At 63.3% G+C, this 18,382-nt stretch carries 17 protein-coding genes and 2 tRNA genes; 3 read left to right on the forward strand and 16 right to left on the reverse strand.

The window, feature by feature from the left end:
• Positions 1-6 precede the first annotated feature (6 nt).
• Entirely contained in the window at positions 7-1,959 is a 1,953-nt protein-coding gene (pknB, locus tag QMA10_RS13950; protein ID WP_290169257.1) for a Stk1 family PASTA domain-containing Ser/Thr kinase, read from the forward strand.
• An 8-nt stretch (positions 1,960-1,967) separates the two neighbouring features.
• On the opposite strand, the gene QMA10_RS13955 is transcribed toward pknB, so the two are convergent.
• Genes QMA10_RS13955 through QMA10_RS13965 form a run of 3 tightly spaced genes read right to left on the reverse strand, consistent with a single transcriptional unit; the run spans position 1,968 to position 3,606 of the window.
• Positions 1,968-2,630 (reverse strand): aminodeoxychorismate/anthranilate synthase component II, encoded by a 663-nt coding sequence (locus tag QMA10_RS13955; RefSeq protein WP_290169259.1) that lies wholly within the window; start codon positions 2,628-2,630, stop codon positions 1,968-1,970.
• Between the two features lie 4 nt (positions 2,631-2,634).
• Positions 2,635-2,805, reverse strand: a complete 171-nt coding sequence (locus QMA10_RS13960) for a hypothetical protein (RefSeq protein WP_290169261.1) — start codon at positions 2,803-2,805, stop codon at positions 2,635-2,637.
• Entirely contained in the window at positions 2,806-3,606 is an 801-nt protein-coding gene (locus QMA10_RS13965) for a class E sortase (RefSeq protein ID WP_290169263.1), read from the reverse strand. It lies immediately after the preceding gene.
• 221 nt (positions 3,607-3,827) lie between these two features.
• Here QMA10_RS13965 and QMA10_RS13970 point away from each other — a divergent pair, with 221 nt between their 5' ends.
• The gene (locus QMA10_RS13970) at positions 3,828-4,079 is read left to right on the forward strand and encodes a cell division protein CrgA (protein ID WP_290169265.1); all 252 of its coding nucleotides are present in this window, start codon (positions 3,828-3,830) and stop codon (positions 4,077-4,079) included.
• A 490-nt stretch (positions 4,080-4,569) separates the two neighbouring features.
• Here QMA10_RS13970 and QMA10_RS13975 read toward each other — a convergent pair whose 3' ends face one another.
• Together QMA10_RS13975 and QMA10_RS13980 are read right to left on the reverse strand one after the other, a co-directional pair.
• Complete coding sequence (locus QMA10_RS13975; RefSeq protein WP_356835126.1) at positions 4,570-5,286, reverse strand: rhomboid family intramembrane serine protease; 717 nt, start codon at positions 5,284-5,286, stop codon at positions 4,570-4,572.
• A 218-nt stretch (positions 5,287-5,504) separates the two neighbouring features.
• A complete protein-coding gene (locus QMA10_RS13980; RefSeq protein ID WP_290169269.1) occupies positions 5,505-6,047 on the reverse strand; it encodes a peptidylprolyl isomerase in 543 nt (180 codons plus the stop codon).
• Between the two features lie 172 nt (positions 6,048-6,219).
• On the opposite strand from QMA10_RS13980, the gene QMA10_RS13985 reads away from it, so the two are divergent.
• Positions 6,220-7,182, forward strand: coding sequence for a hypothetical protein (locus QMA10_RS13985; RefSeq protein ID WP_290169270.1), 963 nt, complete (start codon positions 6,220-6,222; stop codon positions 7,180-7,182).
• A 150-nt stretch (positions 7,183-7,332) separates the two neighbouring features.
• Here QMA10_RS13985 and QMA10_RS13990 read toward each other — a convergent pair whose 3' ends face one another.
• The 11 genes from QMA10_RS13990 to dnaN form a co-directional block, all read right to left on the reverse strand.
• Entirely contained in the window at positions 7,333-8,247 is a 915-nt protein-coding gene (locus QMA10_RS13990; RefSeq protein WP_290169272.1) for a DMT family transporter, read from the reverse strand.
• A gap of 121 nt (positions 8,248-8,368) precedes the next feature.
• A tRNA-Ala gene (locus tag QMA10_RS13995) sits at positions 8,369-8,441 on the reverse strand.
• A 69-nt stretch (positions 8,442-8,510) separates the two neighbouring features.
• Positions 8,511-8,630 carry a DLW-39 family protein gene (locus QMA10_RS14000; RefSeq protein ID WP_290169275.1) on the reverse strand — a complete coding sequence of 40 codons (120 nt, stop codon included), beginning with the start codon at positions 8,628-8,630 and terminating at the stop codon, positions 8,511-8,513.
• 45 nt (positions 8,631-8,675) lie between these two features.
• A tRNA-Ile gene (locus QMA10_RS14005) sits at positions 8,676-8,749 on the reverse strand.
• A 132-nt stretch (positions 8,750-8,881) separates the two neighbouring features.
• Positions 8,882-9,394 (reverse strand): DUF3566 domain-containing protein, encoded by a 513-nt coding sequence (locus QMA10_RS14010; protein WP_290169277.1) that lies wholly within the window; start codon positions 9,392-9,394, stop codon positions 8,882-8,884.
• Positions 9,391-12,015: a DNA gyrase subunit A gene (gene gyrA / locus QMA10_RS14015; protein WP_290169280.1), complete on the reverse strand. Its 2,625-nt coding sequence runs from the start codon at positions 12,013-12,015 to the stop codon at positions 9,391-9,393. Before gyrA ends, QMA10_RS14010 begins: the two co-directional genes overlap by 4 nt.
• 57 nt (positions 12,016-12,072) lie before the next feature.
• A complete protein-coding gene (gyrB, locus tag QMA10_RS14020; protein ID WP_290169328.1) occupies positions 12,073-14,121 on the reverse strand; it encodes a DNA topoisomerase (ATP-hydrolyzing) subunit B in 2,049 nt (682 codons plus the stop codon).
• A gap of 274 nt (positions 14,122-14,395) precedes the next feature.
• The gene (locus tag QMA10_RS14025; protein ID WP_290169329.1) at positions 14,396-14,857 is read right to left on the reverse strand and encodes a DciA family protein; all 462 of its coding nucleotides are present in this window, start codon (positions 14,855-14,857) and stop codon (positions 14,396-14,398) included.
• Positions 14,858-14,927: 70 nt separating this feature from the next.
• Positions 14,928-16,112, reverse strand: coding sequence for a DNA replication/repair protein RecF (gene recF, locus QMA10_RS14030; protein ID WP_290169281.1), 1,185 nt, complete (start codon positions 16,110-16,112; stop codon positions 14,928-14,930).
• 66 nt (positions 16,113-16,178) lie between these two features.
• Positions 16,179-17,159: a phosphogluconate dehydrogenase (NAD(+)-dependent, decarboxylating) gene (gnd, locus tag QMA10_RS14035; protein ID WP_290169282.1), complete on the reverse strand. Its 981-nt coding sequence runs from the start codon at positions 17,157-17,159 to the stop codon at positions 16,179-16,181.
• A gap of 48 nt (positions 17,160-17,207) precedes the next feature.
• Positions 17,208-18,332: a DNA polymerase III subunit beta gene (dnaN, locus tag QMA10_RS14040; protein ID WP_290169284.1), complete on the reverse strand. Its 1,125-nt coding sequence runs from the start codon at positions 18,330-18,332 to the stop codon at positions 17,208-17,210.
• Positions 18,333-18,382: the final 50 nt, after the last annotated feature.

Consider the following 18,382-nt stretch of genomic DNA (forward strand, 5'->3'; position numbering starts at 1 on the left):
GCGGACATGAGCGCAGAATTCCTTAAGGGACACCCCACCCTGAACACGGAACGGGTACTTAACGGCCGCTACGAGATCGGCGAGCTCATTGGGCGCGGCGGCATGGCGGACGTCTACCTGGGCCGTGACATCAGGTTGGGCCGTTCCGTTGCCATTAAGGTTCTGCGCCCCGATCTTGCCCGTGATCCGCTGTTCCAGTCCAGGTTCCGGCGGGAGGCACAGGCCGTCGCCGGACTGAACCACCCCGCCGTCGTCAGTGTTTATGACACGGGTGACCAGGAGTCCCCCGGGGCGTCCCCCGAGGATGTTCGCCTGCCCTTCATCGTGATGGAGTATGTCCCGGGGCGCACCCTCAGGGAGCTGGTCAAGAGCGGCGAAATCACCATCGACACAGCAGTCGATTACGCCCTGGGCGTCCTATCCGCACTGGAATACAGCCACCGTTCAGGCATCGTGCACCGGGACATCAAGCCCGCCAATGTCATGGTGACCGCAGAGGGCAGCGTCAAGGTCATGGACTTCGGCATCGCCCGGGCCATGGCGGACTCCGCTGCCACCATGACACAGACACAGGCGGTTATCGGCACGGCCCAGTACCTGTCGCCGGAACAGGCCCGCGGCGAAACCGTGGATGCCCGCAGCGACCTGTACTCCGCAGCCTGCCTGCTCTTTGAGATGCTCGCGGGCCGGCCGCCCTTCATCGGGGACAGCCCGGTGTCCGTGGCGTACCAGCATGTCCGGGAGGTACCGCCGGCGGCCAGCAGCTTCAACCCGGAAATCCCGCCTGCCCTTGATGCCGTGCTAAAGCGAGGCCTGGCCAAGGACCGGGCGGAGCGCTACCAGGATGCCCACGAGTTCCGCGAGGCACTCCTCCGGGCCCGGAGCGGAGCTGCCGCTGATCCTTTCCCTGAGACCCTTCCGACCGAGGCGCTGACGGTGTCCCCCGTCAAACGTCCCGCTGTGGATGTCAGTCCGATCGAGGATGAACCCCGGACCCGGGCTATGGCCCGGGTTCAGTCCCGCGGAGCGTTCACCACTGATCCGACGGAGGATGACCACCACGACGGCGATGTTCCGGCGGCACTGGCCATCGGCAACACCGGCGACCGGGATCCGGAGCAAAAAGCCCGGCGGCGGGCGTGGATTACCACGCTCATCGTCGTTCTCCTGCTCCTGCTCGGTGCCGGCTCCGTCCTGGCGTACAACATGCTTAATCCCAAGGAAACCGCACCGGTCACTGCTCTCATGCCCAGCGTTCAGTCCAAGACGCAGACAGATGCCCTGAACATCATCATGGGTGCCGGCTTTGAGCCGCCCACCATCGAGCAGCGGTACAGCGACACGGTCAAATCGGGCCTGGCCATCGGAACGGAACCTGAGGGCGGCACCACTGTTCCGTTGGACCGCAAGGTCACTCTGCTCATCTCGCAGGGGCCGTCAACTGTCGTGATTCCGGAGCTTTCCGGGAAGACGGAACCGGAAGCCCGGGATACCCTCCGCCAACTCGGCCTTCAGGGCGGAACCACCAACGTAGCCAACAGTGCCTCTGTGCCTGCCGGCAGGGTCCTGTCCACCACTCCCGCCATCGGGGCCTCAGTACCCCCGGGAACCACAGTGGACCTGGTGCTGTCCACCGGCAACGTGACCGTTCCCGATCTGGTGGGCGCCCCGCTGGAGAATGCACAGATAATGCTGGCGGATCCAACAGTGCAGCTGACCTTCACCGTCAACGAAGTCGAAAACGCTTCAGTGGAACCGGGCATCGTGACGGGGCAAAGCGTTCCCGCCGGCATGGATGTTGAGCAGGGCGCCACCATTTCCCTGACTGTGGCCAAGGCGCCCGTTGAACCCGCTGAGGAGCCCTCGCCGAGCACCACGGCTCCCGCAGATCCCGCTGATCCCGAGGATCCCGAGGATCCTTCACCGACCGAACCGGCTAAAAAGAAGAAGGACGATTAGGCGCAGCCTCAGTGCGCAGTCTCTGCCCGACTGGTGGACATCAAAGGGCTGAGGGCGGCTGCGTGTTCTGCGGCTCCGACCAGGCCCAGGCCTTCCAGCCAGTTGCCCAGCATCTGGTATCCGCCCTCGGTCAGGACGGATTCGGGATGGAACTGCACGCCGGACAGCGGAGCCGACACATGCTTCAGGCCCATGATGATGCCGCTTTCCGTCCGTGCCGTGACCTCAAGTTCCGCGGGAATGGTGTCAGAGACTGCGGCCAGTGAGTGGTAGCGCGTAGCCGTCACCGGGCTGGTCAGTCCGCGGAACACGTCAGTGCCCCCGTGCCGGACCGAGGACGTTTTGCCGTGCATCAGTTCCGGAGCATGGGTAACCGTTCCGCCATAGGCCTCGGCAAGAGCCTGATGTCCCAGGCAGATGCCCAGCATCGGCTTGCTGTTTTCTCCGCACCAGCGGATCAAATCGATGCACACCCCTGCTTCGGCAGGCGCGCCGGGTCCCGGTGATACCAGGACTCCGTCACGGACGGAGGCCAGTTCGATCGCCTCCGCCAGACTTACGTCGTCGTTTCGCACCACTGTGGTTTCGGCTCCAAGCTGCTGCAGATATCCCACCAGCGTGTAGACGAAGCTGTCATAGTTGTCGACGACCAGAATACGGATGGTGCTCATATGGTTAGGAACCTTCAATCGTGGAATCAGTGAGGGGGCTGAGGAAGCTGAATTCGGAGAACCACGGGAATACCCAGGTCATGAGCAGGAGCACCACACCGGCAATCAGCACGAGGGCGGTGAGGATCCGGACCCAGAGGGGACCCGGCAGGCTCCGAAATATCCAACCGTACATTTAGCCTGCTCCTTCGGCATTGTTGGCAACCTGGGGTGCTATCTCCGCAGGCGGACCGGCAGACAGCGGCTGCCAGGAGTCCATGACGGCGTACGCGATGATACGTTCCTCGGCACCGAACCGGGGATTGCAGCTGGTCATGGTGAGGAACCGTTCGGTAGGCACCGCCGCCGGCTGCGTTGGCACCGGAGCGATCACGTCCACCCGGTCCGGCAGGACTATTTGGTTGTTGCGGTAGACATAGGTGTAGTAGCCGTCCTTGGTCTGAACATAGATTTTATCGCCGGGAACCAGGGTATGGATGGCATCAAGCACCTGCCCATGGGTTTGCCGGTGGCCAGCCACCGCAAAGTTGCCGACTTCCCCCGGCATTGCCGTGGAGGGATAGTGACCCAGCCCGAGCGAGTCCAGCACTGCTGTGCCCACTCCGCTTGTCACCGGCCGTGAGTAGGTGTCTCCGAAACGTGGAATATAGACCACGGCGAAGGTGCGGCCTTCTTCTTCTATGGCGGGCAGGACTGCCGGGTCCCCGTAGTCAGGTCCGTCGGCCGCCGGTTCCGGCGCGGGTGCCACCGGGCCGTCGAATTCTGCGAACAGGTTGCCCACCGCTTGGTCCTGCTTGCGGTTGGCATCGATGTTGGTCCACCAGAGCTCCCACGCTACGTACAGGACCAGGAGCAGCCCCAGGGTGATGAGCAGCTCCCCGAAAATCTGGATTATCCATTGGCCCGGGCTGCGCCCCTGCCGGCGGTTGCGGGCGCCGTGCGACCCCACGGGAGCGTGAGCTTCCCTGCGAGACATGGCCACGGTTCCCCTTTCCGGAAATAGATACCGACCTGCGCAGACGGCGCGCAGACGCCGCGCCATTCGCTACGATGATTACACGGGAAACAGCCAGGTGCGGCCGCGGCCCCCAGTCAGGATACAGCCGGGCAACAGCCCGGTGCGGCAGCACTGCACCCACGGCCCCGCCATGACCGTACCGACCGGCATCCAGTGAGCCGGTTCCGCTAGGAGGATCCGTGCCCGAGTCCAAGTCCCGCAAGAAGCCCGCAGCTGCGCCGCCCGCACCCAAGGCGTCGTCAACTCCGAAGCCGAATCCGGTCTGGTACAAGCCGGTCATGTTTGGCCTGATGATTATTGGCCTCCTGTGGATTATCGTCTTCTACATTTCCCAGGGCGCGTTTCCGGTGCCGGCGCTCGGCGGCGGCAACATCCTGGTGGGATTCGGCATTGCCATTGTCGGCTTCCTGATGACCACACGCTGGCGCTGACCAGCTGCTCCCGTCCCCTTCCGCCTCCGCTGCCTTCTGCAGCGGGGGCGTTTTCTTTGGCTGCCTGTGGAGAAACCTTGTACACACTCTGTGCACAGAGTTATCCACAGGTGTGTGTAACTTTTGCCTGGCTGGCAGGAAAATCCGGGCAGTACCGGGGCTGAGACTTATCCACAACTGTGGAATTACATGTGTGTAACTTGTTTTAGCCTCTGGATAACCTGTTCATAGCCCGCCATTCAGGCTGTGGATAACTTAGGGGCCGCCGTGGATAGCTCGCCGGGCAGGACGGACTGCTCCGGAGTGGAAGCACCGCAGCTCCGCCGGGATTCAGTGCCTCGGTGGCCTTAAACGACGCAGGTTTCCCGTGGTGCAGTCCCGGGACGGAGCTTCCACCGCCTCCGGATTCCGCTGAGTTATTAACACTGTGGGTATCCCTGTGGATAACACCGGGCAGGCTGTGGATGGCCGGAACGGCCGCCCGGGTGTGTCAGACCAGTCCCTTAGCTGCGGCCAGTACTGCTGAAATGATGCACAGGAACACTACAACTGCGGCCAACCCGCCAAACTGCACGAGGTTCCGGCTTTTCCCCCGGGGCGCGTAGACCAGCACCGCAGCACAGGCCACTCCGGTCAGCAATCCGCCCAGGTGGGCCTGCCACGCGATGTTCGGCACGAAGAACCCCAGTGCAAAATTGACGGCCAGCAGGATCAGCACTGACCGAACGCTGGCCCGGCGCTGGAGCAGAACCACCAGCAGGGCACCGAAGAGGCCAAAGATCGCTCCCGATGCCCCTACAACGGGCTGGTTGATGGGGCTGAGCAGCAGTACGCCCACTGATCCGCCCAGTGCGGACACCAGATAAAGCAGAGCGAAGCGTAATCTGCCCAGCTGCGGCTCCAGCCCCTGCCCCAGGAACCAGAGGGCATAGAGGTTGAACGCAATGTGAAGTATTCCTGACGGGGAATGCAGGAACGCTGAGGACAGCATCCGCCAGGGCTCGATCCCGGTATACAGCGGTGCATACCAGAGCTCGTAGGTAAACGGAGGGTAGAAGAACTGAACGGCAAAGAAGATCCCGCAAATCACCATCAGGGTGATCGTGACCACCGGCTTCCCGTTGGACACTTTTCCGCCGTAGGGAGTGCGGTAGGCAGGCGACTGGCGGCGGCTTTCCGCAAAGCAGTCCGCACACTGGATTCCCACCGGCGCGGTGTGCTGGCACTCCGGACAGGCCGGACGGCCGCAGCGCTGGCAGCGGATGTAGCTGACCCGGTCCGGATGACGCGGACAGACCGGCACCTGTGAGGCAGGTGTTTCAGCGGGAACTCCATACGACATTGCGTTACTCCCAGAGAGAAAAATGAGGCCAGATGGACGAAAGGCCCCGGCCGGAGGTTCCGACCGGGGCATCCGTGAACTGGCTAGAGCTGTTCCACAGTGATGCTGTTGATGACAACGTCTTCGGCCGGCTTGTCGCGCATATCGGTGGCGACGGCGTTGAGCTGGTCGACCAGGGCGCGCGACTCTTCATCGGCAACTTCGCCGAAGATGGTGTGCTTGCCCTGCAGCCAGGTGGTGGGAACCGAGGTGATGAAGAACTGGGAACCGTTCGTTCCGCGGCCCATCTGGATGCCGGCGTTGGCCATGGCCAGCTTGTACGGGGTGGAGAAGTCCAGGTCCGGGTTGATTTCGTCGTCGAACTGGTAGCCCGGTCCGCCGGTTCCGCGGCCCAGGGGATCGCCGCCCTGAATCATGAAGTCCTTGATGATGCGGTGGAAGATGGTGCCGTCATACAGCGGGCGGCTGGTCTTCTCTCCCGTTGCCGGGTCGGTCCACTCGATTTCGCCGGTGGCCAGGCCAACAAAGTTCTTGACCGTCTTGGGCGCGTGGTTGCCGAAGAGGTTCACCTTGATGTCGCCCATGGACGTGTGGATGGTCGCAATTGCGGTAGGAATAGCAGTCATAGGCAACATTCTTCCATGGCCGGGCACCAGACGGGCAGAAATCCGCCGGTTCAGCGCACAGTGAAAAGTCCGCCTCGCCCAGCCCGTCAATAGCTCACAGTTGCCAAGGCAACGTAGGGTAAGGAATGAACCGTCACTATCCCGGGAGGTAGTTTTGAAGAAGAAGGACCGCATGGCCCGTGACCTTGAAGCCAATGTCACTGCAGGCGTAGAAACAGCACGTGATTGGGCCGCCCCCAAGGTTGAGGCCGCTCGTGACTGGGCAATGCCGCGCATCGAAAAGGGTATCGAGACCGCTTCGCCCAAAATCCAGGAAGGCATCAAGCGCGCCGGCGACGGCGTTGCCGCCGGGGTAGCAACGGTCACGCCGCGTATCCAGGACGGTCTGCAGAAGGTGGGGCCGAGGATCAGCCACGCAGTGGATGAAGCCACTCCCCGCATTCAGCACACCCTGGACCGTGCCACTCCGGTCATCACCGGCGCCCGCGACAAGGTGGTGGATGATTACATCCCCACCCTCTCCACCCGCATTGGGGATGCCTCGGCAACCGTAACGCGTTCCCTCACCACCGCCTCCGTACCGGTGCAGACCGCCGTCGCGAAGGCCACCGGTAACAAGAAGGCACTGAAGAAGGCCCAGAAGGCTGCGGCCCAGGCTGCCAAGGAAGCCCGAAAGAACCAGAAGGGCGGCGGCAAGGGCTGGCTGATTTTCGGCATCATTGCGGCAGCCGTTGTTGCCGGTGTTGCAGCATGGCGCGCATCCCGTCCGGTGGAGGACCCCTGGAAGACACCGGCCCCCGCAAAGCCGGAAACCATCAAGGTGCCCGAGGCCAAGCAGGCTTCCTCCGAGCCTGCAGCGCCGAAGCCTGCTGCAGCCGCCACGGCGCCTGCACCGGCTGCCGCCAAGACGCAGGAAACTGCTTCCAAGGCTGCGGACAACGCCAAGGAATCCGTAAAGGAAACCAAGGAAACCGTTGCAAGCATCAAGGAAGCGGCCGAACGCGCTGCTGCCCGCAGCGGCGAGAAGGTTGCCGAAGCAGGCAAGCACAGCAAGGAAGCGGCAGCCAAGGCATCCGACGCTGTGAAGACCTCCGGTGCCCACTCTGACAAGCCGGCTGAAAAGACCGCCGAGTAAGCAGGCGGTTATACCGCAGCACCAAGTTTTACCGCAGTACCAGGATGCACCGCAGTACCAAGATGCACCGCAGTACCAAGATGCACAGGAGGGCCCCCGCACAGCGGGGGCCCTCCTGTGCATACACCCCGGTTAGGGGATCCCGCGGACTTACTTCTCGATCTCTCCGCCCAGGGCAGGCGGCGCCGGCGGCAGGGCTCCCGTACGTGCGGCTCTGCGCCCCTGCCCGGTGACCACCACCGCCAGGCCCGCAAGGATCAGTGCGAGGCCCCCGTAGGTCCCGGCCGGAAGCTGTTCTCCGAGGAACACGGCGGCAAGAATGGCCGCCCCGGGGATTTCCAGCAGAATGATCATGGAAACCACCAGCGGCGAAATGACGGCCAGCAGGTGGTTGAAGACGCTGTGCCCCAGAATCTGCGCTACCACGGTCACCGCCAGGATTCCCAGCCAGGCTTCCGGCGGGAAAGAAACCAGGGGCTGGCCAAAAATGACACACAGGAGCAGCAGAATCACCGAGCACAGGCCGTAGCAGAGGGAGGTGTAGGTTCCGGTGCTCATGGTGGCCCGGGCCTTGCCTCCGGCTATGGTGTACAGGCCCGCCAGGGCTCCTCCGGCGACGGCGAGGAGATCTCCCAGTGCGGCTTCCCGGGAGAGCGTCAGGTCGAATCCGGTGATGACGACGACGCCGGCCAGCGCAGCGCCCAGCCCGGCGAGGACCCGGGGAGCAACGTGGATGCCCCGAAACAGGCTGAAGATGGCGATCCACCCTGCCTGAAGGCAGACCAGCGCTGTTGCTGCTGCAACAGAGGTCAGTTTGAGGGAGGTAATGAAGCAGGCGAAGTGCAGGGCGAGGGCCAGCGAGGCGATGAGGGTCCATTTGGTTTCGGCCCGGGAGAGCCGGGTAAATCCGCCGGGATTGCGCACTGCCGTGGGAACTCCCATGATCACCGCCCCCAGGGCGTTCCGCCAGAAGGCAATAGCCAGTGCCGGCGCAGCTGTTGCCGCCATGATGGGGCCGGAGGCTGATACTCCCAGGACGCCGATCACGGCGAGGAAAATGATCACCAGAGCAACAATAGAGGACGCAGGCGCTGCGTGATGAAGCGGGGTTTTAGAGAAGCTGGTTTCAAAGAAGCGGAGCGTTAAAGCAGAAAGTCCCGGCCAGTCGGCCGGGACTTTCTTTCGGTGGAGGCACGGGGACTCGAACCCCGAACCCCCTGCTTGCAAAGCAGGTGCGCTACCAATTGCGCCATGCCCCCGAATGTGAACTCATCTAGTATATCCCACCCTGGCCTGCAGCGGAACCGGAATCATTCTTTTGCGGAATTTCAGTCAACCTTATCGGTTGATGCCTTCCAAACGGATTTCTCCGCAGCAGATTCCTGCCATTTTTTTGCGGCAAAGATTCCTGCGGCCGCTGCTGCAACTACTGCCAGCAACTTTTTCACAGTGCCTCCTTGCCTTGTGGTACACCACCTTGCGGCGATATTCCGTGGGCGCACCAGGACTTGAACCTGGGACCTCTTCGTTATCAGCGAAGCGCTCTAACCGCCTGAGCTATGCGCCCCGATACCTTCTCGGGCCGAGATAAAACTTTACCCCACCTCTGCCCGGAACCCAAATCCGGGTCCGGGTTCCTGCCGCCCCGGAGTTATTTTCGCTCTTGAGGCGGCAGGAAAACAGGAAATACTGCGGATTTTTAGTCGTCGGTCAGGGTGACGCCGATGCCGCCCACCAGGGTGGAGGCAATGTTGTACAGCACTGAAGCGAGCATGGACAGCGCAGTCAGCAGCAGGACGTTGACGACGGCGATGATGGTCGCAAAGGAGACCACCTGTCCCAGGGAGGCAAACTCACGCAGGTCGAAACCGCCGGATTCGCTTCCGGCGATCTCCCCGAGCAGCGAGTTGACCCGGTCAAAGATGCCGGTCAGGTCCAGGACGGTCCAGATCACGATCGCCGCCACCACGGTGACAACGCCGAGAGCCACTGACAGCAGGAAGGCCATCTTTAGAACCGACCACGGGTCAATCTTGCTGACGAGCAGACGGGCCTTGCGGGCTTTGGCCTTGGGAGCCGGCTTTACCAGCGGCTGCCGGTTCGACGGTGCGCTCTGACCACCACCTCCCGGGCGCTGGGCGGGACGCGCGGGTGTCTTGACCCGGGGTCCTGTGCCCGAGGGCGACCTGGGATTTGAGTTGGTCGAGCTCACTCGTTACCTCCATCTTCTGCTGACTGTGCATCCTGCTCAGCCGTTTTCTCTGTAGCCAACGGTACTTCATCCGCAGCGGTGCCTACAGACTCTGCGGCAGCCCCGGGGGTGCCGTCTGCAGCATCAGGAGCGCTGTCCGCGGCGTCGTCGTCCAGCTCTTCAATTCCCAGCTCACGCTCGGAGTTGCGGGCCACGGCGATGATGCGGTCATTCTTGTCCGGCTTGGCGAAAATGACGCCCATGGTGTCGCGGCCCTTCGCCGGAACCCCGGCAACGGAGGAACGGACAACCTTGCCGCCCTGCATGACCACCAGGACTTCGTCTTCCTCCTGCACGATCATGGCGCCCACCAGATGCCCGCGGTCCTCAGCGTATTTGGCCACCTTGATGCCCAGCCCGCCGCGGCCCTGTACCCGGTACTCCTCCACCGCGGTGCGCTTGGCGTATCCGCCCTCAGTCACGACGAACACATAGGAGTCCTCGGTCACGACGTCGGCTGCCAGCAATTCGTCATCTTCGCGGAACTTCATACCCGTGACGCCTGACGTGGCCCGGCCCATGGGACGCAGGGCGTCATCGGTGGCCGTGAAGCGCAGCGACTGGCCCTTGCGGGACACCAGCATCAGGTCATCGGTTTCGGAGACCAGCTGGGCGGAGACCAGTTCGTCGCCGTCGCGCAGATTGATGGCGATGACGCCGGCGGAACGGTTCGTGTCGTAATCCTCCAGCCGGGTCTTCTTCACCAGTCCGCGCTTGGTGGCGAGGACCAGGTACGGAGCCGCGTCATAGCCGGGCAGGTCCAGGACCTGGGCAATGTGCTCGTCCGGCTGGAAAGCCAGCAGGTTCGCCACGTGCTGGCCCTTGGCGTCACGGCCGGCTTCAGCCAGTTCATAGGCCTTGGCCCGGTAAACCCGGCCCAGGTTGGTGAAGAACAGCAGCCAGTGGTGGGTGGTGGTGACGAAGAAGTGCTCGACGACGTCGTCGCCGCGCAGCTGCGCCCCCTTAATGCCCTTGCCGCCGCGGGCCTGCTGGCGGTAGTTGTCGCTGCGGGTGCGCTTGACGTACCCGCCGCGGGTAATCGTGACGACCATTTCCTCTTCGGGGATCAGGTCTTCCATGCTCATGTCACCGTCATAACCCATCGCGATGTGGGTGCGGCGGTCATCGCCGTACTTCTCCGCGATCTCATGCAGTTCTTCGCTGACAATCTGCCGCTGCCGTGCTTCCGACGCCAGGATGGCGTTGTATTCGGCGATCTCGAGCTGCAGTTTGGCGTGCTGGTCCTGGATTTTCTGGCGTTCCAGGGCGGCCAGACGGCGCAGCTGCATGTCCAGGATCGCCTGCGCCTGGAGTTCATCGATGTCCAGCAGTCCCATCAGGCCGTTCCGGGCCTCCTCAACCGTGGTGGAACGGCGGATCAGGGCAATGACATCATCCAGGGCATCCAGGGCCTTGAGCAGGCCGATGAGGATGTGGGCCACTTCTTCGGCCTTGCGCAGCCGGTAGCGGGTGCGGCGGACGATAACTTCCAGCTGGTGGGTCACCCAGTGGCGGATGAACGCGTCCAGGCTCAGGGTGCGGGGCACCCCGTCCACAATTGCCAGCATGTTCGCGCCGAAGTTTTCCTGCAGCTGCGTGTGCTTGTACAGGTTGTTGAGGACCACCTTGGCGACGGCGTCGCGCTTGAGCACGATCACCAGTCGCTGGCCGGTGCGGCCGGAGGTTTCATCGCGCATGTCGGCGATGCCGGAAACCTTGCCGTCCTTGACCAGCTCCGCGATCTTGATCGCCAGGTTGTCCGGGTTGGCCTGGTAGGGGAGCTCGGTGACCACCAGGCAGGTGCGGCCCTGGAGTTCCTCGACGTTGACAACGGCGCGCATGGTGATGGATCCGCGGCCGGTCCGGTAGGCGTCTTCAATGCCCTTGTGGCCCAGGATTTGAGCGCCGGTGGGGAAATCCGGGCCCTTGATCCGGCGGATCAGTTCCTCAAGCAGGACCTCGTTGGGTGCGTCCGGGTTTTCCAGGTACCACTGGACGCCGTCGGCCACTTCTCGCAGGTTATGCGGGGGAATGTTGGTGGCCATACCCACTGCGATACCGGAGGACCCGTTGACCAGAAGGTTCGGGAACCGTGCCGGCAGGATGGTGGGCTCCTGGTTGCGGCCGTCGTAGTTGTCCATGAAATCGACGGTTTCCTCGTCGATGTCGCGGACCATTTCCATGGCCAGGGGTGCCATCTTGGTTTCGGTGTACCGCGGGGCGGCGGCGCCGTCGTTGCCGGGGGACCCGAAGTTGCCCTGTCCCAGAGCCAGCGGGTAGCGCATGGTCCAGTCCTGGATCAGGCGGACCAGGGCATCGTAGATGGCCGAGTCGCCGTGCGGGTGGTACTGGCCCATGACTTCGCCGACCACACGGGCGCACTTGTTAAACGACCGCTCGGGGCGGTAACCGCCGTCGAACATCGCGTACAGCACGCGGCGGTGCACGGGCTTCAGGCCGTCGCGCACATCCGGGAGGGCACGCCCGACGATAACCGCCATGGCGTAGTCCAGGTAGGACCGCTGCATTTCCGTCTGCAGATCGATCTGTTCAACCCGGTCTGAGAGGGTCTCTTCACTCATTGGTTGTTCCGTTCTTCAAAAACTCTGTAAATCCGCGGGCGCAGGGGAAACTCGTTCCTAGATGTCCAGGAAGCGCACATCCTTGGCGTTCTGCTGGATGAAGTTGCGGCGGGACTCAACGTCCTCGCCCATCAGCACGGAGAAAATCTGGTCCACGGCGGCGGCATCGTCCATGGTGACCTGCAGCAGCGTGCGGTGGTCGGGGTCCATGGTGGTGTCCCAGAGCTCGGTGTAGTCCATCTCGCCCAGACCCTTGTAGCGCTGGATGCCGTTGTCCTTGGGCAGGCGCTGGTTGTTGGCCAGGCCGCGTGCCACAACTTCGTCGCGTTCCCGGTCGCTGTAGACGTAGTCGTGGGCATGGTTGGACCACTTGATCCGGTAAAGCGGCGGCTGCGCCAGGTACACGTAACCGTTCTCGATCAGCGGGCGCATGTAGCGGAAGAGCAGCGTCAGCAGCAGCGTGGTGATGTGCTGGCCATCAACGTCGGCATCGGCCATCAGCACGATCTTGTGGTACCGGGCCTTCTCCACATCAAAGTCCTCGCCGATGCCCGCTCCGAACGCGGTGATCATGGACTGGACTTCAGCGTTACCCAGGGCACGGTCCAGACGGGCACGCTCCACGTTCAGGATCTTGCCGCGCAGCGGCAGGATGGCCTGGGTTTCAGGGTTGCGGCCGCGGACGGCCGAGCCGCCTGCGGAGTCACCCTCCACGATGTAGATTTCCGACTTGGACGGATCCTTGGATGAGCAGTCCTTGAGCTTGCCGGGCATTCCGCCCGATTCCAGCAGGCCCTTGCGGCGGGTGGACTCGCGGGCCTTGCGGGCGGCGAGGCGTGCCTGGGAGGCCTGGATGGACTTGCGGATGACATCGCGGGCGGGTCCGGGGTTGCGCTCCAGCCAATCGCCGAGCTGGTCGGTGACCACACGCTGCACAAATCCCTTGACCTCGGAGTTGCCCAGCTTGGTTTTGGTCTGGCCTTCGAACTGCGGCTCGGCCAGCTTCACGGAGATGACCGCGGTTAGGCCTTCGCGGATGTCATCACCGGTGAGGTTGTCATCCTTGTCCTTGATGATGTTCTTCTCGCGGGCGTACCGGTTGATCAGGGACGTCATGGCGGCACGGAAACCCTCTTCATGGGTTCCGCCTTCATGCGTGTTGATGGTGTTGGCGTAGGTATGGACGCTTTCCGAGTATGCGGTGGTCCACTGCAGGGCCATTTCCACGGCCATCTTCTTGTCATTGTCTTCGGTTTCAAAGGCGATGACGTCATCGTGGATGGCTTCGTACTTCTTGGACGAGTTCAGGTACTTGACGTAGTCCAGCAGACCGTCCTCGTAGAGGTAATCCACCACGCGGTGCTTAGGACCGGCTTCGGCGCCGTCTTCGGCGTGTGCCCCGGCGATTTCCTCGGTGTCTTCTTCCACGGTGCGTTCATCCGTGAGGACAATCCGCAGGCCCTTGTTCAGGAACGCCATCTGCTGGAACCGTGCCCGCAGGGTCTCGAAGTCGAACTCTGTGGTTTCGAAGATGGCCGGGTCCGCGTAGAACGTCTGGGTGGTTCCGGTCTCATCGGTGGCCTCGCCCTGGCGGAGCCCGCCCACCGGATGTCCGCCGTCGGCGAAGCTCTGCTTCCAGACAAATCCCTGGCGCCGGATTTCGGTTTCCACACGGGCTGAGAGGGCGTTGACCACGGAGATGCCGACGCCGTGCAGACCGCCGGAGACCGCGTATCCGCCGCCGCCGAACTTTCCGCCGGCGTGCAGGATGGTCATGACCACCTGTACGGTAGGCATGTTTTCCGTGGGGTGCATATCCACCGGAATGCCGCGGCCGTTGTCACTGACCCGGACACCGCCGTCGGCCTGGAGCGTTACGTCAATGCGGTCGCAGTACCCGGCCAGGGCCTCGTCAACGGAGTTATCCACCACTTCATAGACCAGGTGGTGCAGCCCGCGGGGGCCGGTGGAACCGATATACATGCCCGGACGCTTCCGGACGGCTTCCAGGCCTTCCAGCACGGTGATTTCGTTGGCGCCGTACTCGTGCGGAGCAGGTTTGTCAGCCTCGCTGTGGTGCTCTGGCGTTACGTCAGCGTTGTCCATCTCATTGTCGTTAGCCACAGGTGCTGTCGACTCCTCAGTGTGTTGGTCAAATTAGAACGCCTCCCCCGGGGCAGGCGTCTCAACTACCAATTCTACCGTGCCGCGGGGGTCAATACCGGCCAAAACACCGCCTAAGCGGCCACCAAAGCATGTTTTGAGACGATTCCAGCCCCATCTCCAAGTCCGGATATGACTGCAGGGGTTCCCGAGCCGCTGAACGGCGTCAGGCCACGTCGGGGAGACCGGCCGCCTTACCGGGGGCGCAGGGCTCCGGTTACCCGTAGGTGTCGCGCGGGCCGCGGCCCTTGACGCTGCGCAGGCCTTTGCGCCAGTTCGGGGCGGCCGGGCCGATGACTTCGATTTTTGTCACCACGCCGGTGCCGAGTTCGGCGTCGAACCGGCTGATCAGCGAGCTGCGCAGCAGGCGCAGCTGGGTGGCCCAGGCGGTGGAGTCACACCGGACCTGCACCGTGGTGTCGGAGAAGGACTCCGGTGTGCAGTGTGCACTGACTTCGGGACCCACGAGTTCCTCCCAGCGGGAAATCACCGACCCCACCGCGACGGGCGAATTCCAGCCCCGTTCGCTGACAAAACGGTTGAAGACCTTGCCCACGCCCTGCGGGTCCCGGCCGGTGTACTCACCGGGCACGAACGGCAGGGGGGACCGCTTCTGGCCTGCTTTGCGCCGGCTTGGAGAAATCCGCTGGTTGCCGCGGGACTGGGCGGCCTGTCGCATCCGGTTCAGCTGTGCCTGCGCGGCATCCTGGCGGACTTCAGGCTCTCCGCCTTCGCGGTTCTCTCCGGTTTCAGAGGGCGGGAACACTGATACCCCCGGGAACTACGGTGATCTGTTCCCCGGCCAGTGCCTCGGGAATGTCTCCGGCCACCGCAGCGGTGACCAGGACCTGTTCCGCACCGGCAACGATCCCGGCCAGACGGCGGCGGCGCTGGACATCGAGTTCCGCAAACACATCATCAAGGATCAGGATCGGGCCCGCTCCCGGCGTCTCGTCATCGCTGAGGAGCAAATAGTACGTTCCCAGCCGCAGTGCCAGGGCAAAAGACCACGTCTCCCCGTGCGAGGCATACCCCTTGGCCGGTGCCTGGCCTAGGACCAGCTCCAGGTCGTCGCGGTGGGGTCCCACCAGGGAGATGCCGCGTTCCAGTTCCCGGCGCCGGTTGGCGGCAAACGCGGTCAGGAACCGCTCCGCCAGTTCCTGCTCGCTGAGCCCGAAGAGCTCCTCCGGGTTTGCATCGCCGACGACGGCGCCGTCGTCGTTCACTGTTCCCTGAAGCGTGGAGCGGTACACGGCGCGGGCAGCTTTACTGCCGTCGGTCAGATCACGGTAGGCACTTTGCAGATGGGGCTGCAGCCGTTCCAGGGCAGAGAGCCGGGCTGCCAGCAGGGCGGCTCCGGCCACCGCCATGTGCTGGTCCCAGACTTCCAGGGTTGCTTCGTGGGACGAGGTGAACCGTCCGGCGGCACGGGCGGATTTGAGCAGCGCGTTGCGTTGTTTCAGGACACGCTCATAGTCGCTTCGGGTGGCTGCATGGCGGGGCACCAGGGACACTATCAGCTCGTCGATGAACCGGCGCCGGATGGACGGGTCGCCCTTGACCAGAGCCAGATCATCGGGAGCAAACAGTACCGTCCGGCACATGCCCAGGATGTCTCGGGCACGCACGGGGTTGGCGCGGTTGATCCTGGCCCGGTTGGAACGTCCCGGATTCAGTTCCAGCTCAACGCTGGTGCGCTGGCTGCCCCGCACGAGCCGGGCGCGGACGAGAGCCTGGGCGGCGTCAAAAGACACCAGCGGGGCGTCGCTGCTGACGCGGTGGGAGGAGAGCGACGCGAGATAACCGATCGCTTCGACGATGTTGGTTTTGCCGGTGCCGTTGGGGCCGACAAAAACGGTGACCCCGGGCTTGAGCTCCAGATCAAGCTGTGCGTAGCTGCGAAAACCGGTCAGGGAGAGGTAATCAATGTACAAACCCGTTCACCTTTTCCTGCCTTCCGCCTGCAACTAGTCCTGTACATCCCACCCTACTGCCGCAGATTACTCCGGACTTCCAGTCTCATCGACTGCGGCCCGCGGCACGTCGCCGGGTTCCTGCCGGGCGGCCGCTTCCGGAGGCGTTTCGGGCGGCGCACCGTCCTTCGCTGACCTAACGCTGTGACCCCCGAACTGGTTCCGCAGCGCAGCCACCATTTTCATGGCCGGTGAATCTTCCTGCCGGGACACAAACCTGGCATACAGGGCCGCCGTAATGACCGGCGCCGGAATGCCGCTGGCCACGGCTTCCTGGACCGTCCACCGGCCTTCGCCGGAGTCCTCCGCATAACCGGCCACGCGGCTGAGCAACGGATCCTCATCCAGGGCGTTGACCATCAGATCCAGCAGCCAGGACCGAATGACAGTGCCTTCCTGCCAGGCCCGCATAACCCCGGGAACATCCGTAATGATGTCTTTGCCTTCGAGTAATTCGTAACCCTCGGCGTAGGCCTGCATCAGGCCGTACTCAATGCCGTTATGGATCATCTTCGCGTAATGGCCGGCGCCAACGGCACCGGCGTGCACAAAGCTGCGTGCGCGCTCCCCCTCCGGCCGCAGAGCGTCCATCACGGGCATGGCCAGAGCAATGTCCTCCGCGGCTCCGCCGGCCATCAGGCCGTAGCCGTTCTCCCTGCCCCAGACCCCTCCCGAAACGCCGCAGTCCATAAAGCGGATGCCCTCCGCGGCGAGTTTCTCCGCGTTGCGGATATCGGCGTCGTACCGGGAGTTGCCCCCGTCGATCACCAGATCACCCGTTGAGAGCAATTCCGCCAGGTCGCGGATAACGGCATCGGTCACCTCACCTGCCGGGACCATCAGCCATACCACCCGCGGTGACGGGAGCACTGCGACCAGTTCGGTCACTGACATCACGTCGCTGACCACGGGATCCCGGTCAAACCCCGAGACGTCGATGCCGTTGCGGCGCAGCCGTTCGCGCATGTTGAAACCCATTTTGCCGAGTCCGATGAGGCCTATGTGCATGGCAGGTTCCTCTTCTTTGCGGCCGCGGACGGCTTCCGCGGTGCTGGCTTACTGGTTGGGCAGCCGCACCGGCATCAACAGGTACCGGTAGTCTTCCCTGTCGTCGCCCGTGAGCTCTTCCTGGGCCGAAATAACGGCAGGCTTCGGCGGCGTGGTGAAGGAGAAACGAACGTACTTGCTCGGGAAGGCGCCGAGGCCCTCGCTGAGATAGTGCGGATTGAAAGCGACCGTGATGTCGTCGCCGATCAGGGATGCTTCCAGTGCCTCGGAAGCCTGGGCATCCTCGCCGGTTCCGGCGTCCAGGGTTACCTGGCCGTCCGTGAAGGCAAGCCTGACCGGGGTGTTCCGCTCTGCCACCAGGGAGACACGGCGCACTGCTTCGACCAGGGCACTGGTTTCCACCGTGGCATGGATGGGGGTGTTGTCCGGGAAGAGGGACCGGATCTTGGGGTAGTCACCGTCAACGAGCAGCGACGTGGTGCGGCGGCCCCCGCTTTCGAAGCCGATCAGTTCGCTGTCATCCGAGAAGGCAATGTTCAGGTCACCGGCACCGCCGAGCGTTTTTGCCACTTCGTTGAGGGTCTTGGCTTTGACCAGTGCGCTGGTGGAGATGCCCGGTGTGGACGGCTTCCAGGACAGTTCGCGCAGGGCCAGCCGGTAGCGGTCCGTCGCGAGGAACGTGATGAGATCGTCTTCGATTTCCATCCGTACGCCGGTAAGGATGGGAAGAGTGTCATCCCGGCTGGCGGCAATGATGACCTGGGAGACAGCCTGTGCGAAGGCATCGCCGTCAACAACACCGCTGACCTCGGGAAGGGCCGGAAGTTCGGGATATTCTGCCACGGGCATAGTGGCAAGGTTGAATCGGCTGTTGCGGCAGGTGAGAGTCACCTTCGACCCGTCAGTTTCGACCTCGACGGGTGCTGACGGCAGGCTGCGGCAGATCTCGGCAAGCAGCCGGCCCGAGACAAGGATGGTACCTTCTTCTGCTATCTCGGCGGCGATCTGAAGCCTGGCCGAAATCTCGTAATCGAAGCTTGCGATGCTCAGTGATCCGCTCTCCGCTTTGATCAGCAGGCCCGACAGAACCGGAACCGGCGGACGCGGCGAGAGGGAACGCGCTGTCCATGTAACCGCCTCGGCCAGGACATCCCGCTCAACTCTGAACTTCACTGCAGGGTGCCGCCTTTCACAACGTACTTCTCAGTACAACTGGATCTTCA

Origin of the sequence: Arthrobacter sp. APC 3897, from assembly GCF_030407495.1 — a bacterium.
In the GTDB taxonomy this organism is placed as follows: domain Bacteria; phylum Actinomycetota; class Actinomycetes; order Actinomycetales; family Micrococcaceae; genus Arthrobacter_B.